The sequence below is a fragment of the Corynebacterium sp. genome (assembly GCF_012837295.1).
GTDB lineage: Bacteria > Actinomycetota > Actinomycetes > Mycobacteriales > Mycobacteriaceae > Corynebacterium.
This window is the reverse complement of the sequence record NZ_DURI01000287.1, coordinates 1-4824: the sequence shown is the minus strand read 5'-3', so window position 1 is coordinate 4824 and position 4824 is coordinate 1. Positions and strand designations below refer to the sequence as shown.

Genomic DNA, 4824 nt, shown 5'->3' with positions numbered 1-4824 from the left:
CTGCGCGACCGGCGGCCCGCCGTCGTCGCCGACTACGAGGCCGCGCGCACCATCACCGACAGCTACCGCCTGCAGGTGCACAACGAGGGCCTCGGGCCGGTGATGGCCGTGCCCATCCTCTCCACGATCGGCGAGACGCGAATGGTGCTGTACGGCGCCCATCGCGAACAATTCGAGTTCGGCGACCGGATCCGCACCGTGGCCATGCGCCTGGCGTCGAAGGCGGGCACGGAGTTGAGGATCCGCGACGAAGTCGATCGGCGGATCGGGATGGCGCAGCGCAGCACCGCCGAGATCCGGGAGGCGGGGGAGGGGCCCGGATCCTCGGACCTCGAGCGGCTGCGCGAGTTGCACGCGGACCTGCGGGCGATCGCCGCCACGACGGCCGACCCGGAGGCCCGGGAGAAATTGCTCGCCGCTTCCGGCGGCTTGGCGACGATGCTGTTCCCGGGGGTCGCCGCGGAGCCCGCGCAACCGGCGGGCGCGGCAGGCGCCGCAGGAATCGCGGGGGCGGGGGGAGTGGCCGGCCCTGCGGGTGCGGGGGCGAACCCCGACGCGCCGTCTCTGACCGCCCGTGAACTCGATGTTTTGGCCCAGGTCGCACTGGGTTGCACGAACGCCGAGGCCGCGGCGCGGCTTTCGCTGAGCGTGGAGACGGTGAAGGCGTACCTGCGCAACGCGAGCGCGAAGCTCGACGCCAAGGGGCGTCATGCGGCCGTGAGCCGGGCTCGGATGCTCGGGCTCATTCCCTGATGCGCCGGCTCACTCGCCTCCTCGTGCCCTGACTCGCCGACCGGCGTCCCCGCCCCGGCGTCCAGGCTCGATCCGTGCGCACGCTGAGAGGAACCCGTGAGCAGCGGGTGGAAAACGAGGGTGCGGCGAGGGTGTAAACGAGGGGGGCGGGTCGGCCAAACGGGCATTTGAGGGGGCGTCAACCCCCGTTTCGGGAAAATTTTCCGGGAATTTTCGGGTGGCGGGATGCCGGGTTTCACGTTCGTCGGAAGCCTCATCATTGCAGGTGGTGGCCCTGCCGGATGTGTGAAACCTTCTGAATCGTGAACAAAACCGCTAGCCGCAATTAACGACTAATTCCATAACACCCTCTTTCGGGTATGTGAGACCTGTTTCACGCCTGGATATGTTCTGCGTCACATTGTTGATCGGATGGCCCGCAGGGGCCCTCCCCAAGGCAGGAGACGCCAATGACCAACTCCCTCACTGCGGACAACGTGTCCGTGGCCGGAACCGGCCCGGCGGGCCAGGGTTCCGCCGAAGATCTCAAGAAGGGGCCCTCGCTGCGCAGGGTCGCCACCGCGAGCCTCGTCGGCACCACGATCGAGTTCTACGACTTCTTCATCTACGGCACGGCCGCCGCGCTGGTGTTCCCCACCGTGTTCTTCCCGAACATGACCCCGATGCTGTCGACCGTGGCGTCCTTCGCCACCTTCGGCGTCGCCTTCCTCGCCCGCCCCCTGGGCTCGGTGGTCTTCGGTCACTTCGGCGACATCCTCGGCCGCAAGCGCACCCTGGTGTGGACGCTGCTGATGATGGGCATCGCGACCCTCTTCATCGGCCTGCTGCCCGGCTACGAGACCGGCGTGTTCGGATTCTTCGAATCCGGCATCGGCGTCTGGGGTCCGGTGCTCCTGGTCATCATGCGCTTCCTGCAGGGCATGGCCGTGGGCGGCGAATGGGCTGGCGCGACATTGCTCACGGCGGAATACGCGCCGCCGGGCAAGCGCGGCGCATACGCGATGTTCCCGCAACTCGGCGCCGCCATCGCCTTCTTCCTCTCCTCGGGCACCTTCGTGGTCGTCTTCCTCGCCATCGGCGAAACCTCCAACGCCTTCCTCGAGTGGGCCTGGCGCATTCCGTTCCTGCTCTCCATCGTGATGGTCTTCGTCGGCCTGTACGTCCGCCTGGCCATCCAGGAGACGCCCTCCTTCAAGAAGGAGCAGGAGCGCCGCGCCGAAGACAAGGCCAACGGCGTCCGCCGCACCCTTCCCTTCATGGACACCATCCGTTACCAGTGGCGTGAGGCCATGACCGGCGGCATCGCCCTGGCGTCCCTGTTCTCGCTGTTCTACATGGGCACCTCGTACCTGACCTCCTACGGCACCTCGAAGCTCGGTCTGGAGCGCATCCAGATCCTCGCCGTCGGCATGGTCGCCGCGATCATCTTCGGCGCCGCGATCGCCGCTTCCGCCGCCATCTCGGACCGCATCGGCCGCACCAAGGTGATCCTGACCTCGACCGTCCTCGCGGTCCTGTGGACCCCGGCCCTGTTCTGGGTCCTCGACTTCGGCACCATCTGGCACTTCGCCCTCGGCCTGACCGTCACCATGGTCATCTTCGGCATCTCCTACGGCCCGGCCGGTGCGATGCTGCCCGAGATGTTCCGCGTCGACCTGCGCTACACCGGCGCCGGCCTGGCCTACAACATCGCGGCCATCCTCGGCGGCGCCATCCCGCCGCTGATCGCCGCCCCCCTCGCCGAGGCCTACGGTGGCCTGGCGGTCGGCCTCTTCCTCGCCGCGATCTCCCTGACCTCGTGCATCGCGGTCACCCGGATCCGCTCCAACCACGAGGACGACATCGACGAGCACAACCAGCTCGTCCGCGAGTCCGACGCGCTCGCCAAGCCGTAACACGACCCGGCACGGCCCCCGCCCCCTCGAGTGGCGCCGGCCACGTCTCCGGACCGGCCCCCGGGGTCGTGCACGGGGCCGTCGCAAAGCGAAAGTTGCTTTGCGACGGCCCCTCTCCCGTTTTCCCACCTGGGTTTTTTGGTGATCGTCGCAGGTTGCACTACTGTCGGAGAACAGTCCCAAGTTGTGATTGGGAGTTGACGACATCACCCGGTAGGCCAGCGAGAGCGGCTGACTGGGTTTCGCACGTTTAAAAACCGATCCTCCACGGCGGCGGCTAGACGGACGCCGCAGTGCGATCGGAACGAAAAAGAAAGAGGCTTCATGCCCACTATTCAGCAGCTGGTCCGCAAGGGCCGCCACGACAAGAAGTCGGCCACGTCCACGGCCGCCCTGAAGGGCTCGCCGCAGCGCCGTGGCGTGTGCACCCGCGTGTACACCACCACCCCGAAGAAGCCGAACTCGGCTCTCCGAAAGGTCGCGCGTGTCCGCCTGACCTCCGGCATCGAGGTCTCCGCCTACATCCCGGGCGAGGGCCACAACCTGCAGGAGCACTCGATGGTGCTCGTCCGCGGTGGCCGAGTGAAGGACCTCCCGGGCGTCCGCTACAAGATCGTCCGCGGCTCCCTCGACACCCAGGGCGTCAAGGATCGCAAGCAGGCCCGTTCCCGCTACGGCGCGAAGAAGGAGAAGTAAAACATGCCTCGTAAGGGTCCCGCCCCCAAGCGTCCCGTCGTCAACGACCCGGTGTACGGCTCGCCGCTGGTCACCCAGCTCATCAACAAGGTGCTGCTGGACGGCAAGAAGTCCACGGCCGAGAGCATCGTCTACGGCGCCCTCGAGGCCTGCCGCGAGAAGACCGGCACCGACCCGGTGCTGACGCTCAAGCGCGCCATCGAGAACGTCAAGCCCGCCCTCGAGGTCCGCTCCCGCCGAGTCGGCGGCGCGACCTACCAGGTGCCGGTCGAGGTCCGCCCCGGCCGCGGCAACACCCTGGCCCTGCGCTGGCTGCTCATGTTCTCGCGCCAGCGTCGCGAGAACACCATGATGGAGCGTCTCGCCAACGAGATCCTCGACGCCTCCAACGGCCTCGGCGCGTCCGTCAAGCGCCGCGAGGACACCCACAAGATGGCCGAGGCCAACCGCGCCTTCGCCCACTACCGCTGGTAGTGACCGCGAACGCCGGACCGGGCCCCCAGGGGCCCGCGCCCGGCGCCGGCACCCCGGGGGCCTTCGGGTTCCCGGGGGGAAATACGGCGAGCCACCGTGCCCAATCGGTGGCAAGATAGATCGAGCAACCCGACCGCTGGCGGTCGAGGCGAAGACGTGGATAGCGTCCTGAGCCCCCGCCACACGATTTGAAACGAGTGGGGAATCAAGTGGCAGAAGGCGCACTTCCCGTCAAGAAGGATCTGAAGAAGGTCCGCAACATCGGCATCATGGCGCACATCGATGCCGGCAAGACCACCACGACCGAGCGCATCCTGTTCTACACGGGCATCAACCGCAAGGTCGGCGAGACGCACGATGGCGCCTCGACCACCGACTGGATGGAGCAGGAGAAGGAGCGCGGCATCACCATCACGTCCGCCGCGGTCACCTGTTTCTGGAACGACAACCAGATCAACATCATCGACACCCCGGGCCACGTCGACTTCACCGTCGAGGTCGAGCGCTCCCTGCGCGTGCTCGATGGCGCCGTCGCCGTCTTCGACGGCAAGGAGGGCGTCGAGCCCCAGTCGGAGCAGGTCTGGCGACAGGCCCAGAAGTACGACGTCCCCCGCATCTGCTTCGTCAACAAGATGGACAAGCTGGGCGCGGACTTCGAGTACACCGTCGGCACCATCATCGATCGCCTCGGCGCCAAGCCGCTGGTGATGCAGCTTCCGATCGGCGCCGAGGATGACTTCGATGGCGTCGTCGACCTGCTGCAGATGAAGGCCCTGACCTGGCGCGGCAAGACCGAGATCGGCACCGAGGCCACCGTCGAAGAGATCCCCGCGGATCTCGTCGACAAGGCCAACGAGTACCGCGAGCAGCTGCTCGAGACCGTCGCCGAGTCCGACGAAGAGCTCATGGAGAAGTACTTCGGCGGCGAAGAGCTGACCATCGACGAGATCAAGGGCGCCATCCGCAAGATGGTCATCAACTCCGAGATCTACCCGGTCTACTGCGG

At 67.1% G+C, this 4824-nt stretch carries 5 protein-coding genes; all 5 read left to right on the top strand.

What is annotated here, in order from left to right; all coding sequences use genetic code 11:
* Positions 1-753: LuxR C-terminal-related transcriptional regulator (locus tag GX015_RS09340; RefSeq protein WP_291344613.1), on the top strand; the 753-nt coding region annotated here is incomplete at its 5' end.
* 449 nt (positions 754-1202) lie between these two features.
* A complete protein-coding gene (locus tag GX015_RS09335) occupies positions 1203-2648 on the top strand; it encodes an MFS transporter (protein WP_291344611.1) in 1446 nt (481 codons plus the stop codon).
* 324 nt (positions 2649-2972) lie between these two features.
* Complete coding sequence (gene rpsL / locus GX015_RS09330) at positions 2973-3344, top strand: 30S ribosomal protein S12 (RefSeq protein WP_035121347.1); 372 nt, start codon at positions 2973-2975, stop codon at positions 3342-3344.
* Between the two features lie 3 nt (positions 3345-3347).
* Positions 3348-3818: a 30S ribosomal protein S7 gene (rpsG, locus tag GX015_RS09325; RefSeq protein WP_291344608.1), complete on the top strand. Its 471-nt coding sequence runs from the start codon at positions 3348-3350 to the stop codon at positions 3816-3818.
* A 269-nt stretch (positions 3819-4087) separates the two neighbouring features.
* Positions 4088-4824 (top strand): GTP-binding protein (locus GX015_RS09320; protein ID WP_291344615.1); only part of this gene is annotated, 737 nt, incomplete at its 3' end.

Bases quoted from the DNA above. Each gene is read 5' to 3' on its own strand.
- GX015_RS09335 (WP_291344611.1), top strand. From the start codon at position 1,203: ATGACCAACTCCCTCACTGCGGACAACGTGTCCGTGGCCGGAACCGGC.
- rpsL (WP_035121347.1), top strand. From the start codon at position 2,973: ATGCCCACTATTCAGCAGCTGGTCCGCAAGGGCCGCCACGACAAGAAG.
- rpsG (WP_291344608.1), top strand. From the start codon at position 3,348: ATGCCTCGTAAGGGTCCCGCCCCCAAGCGTCCCGTCGTCAACGACCCG.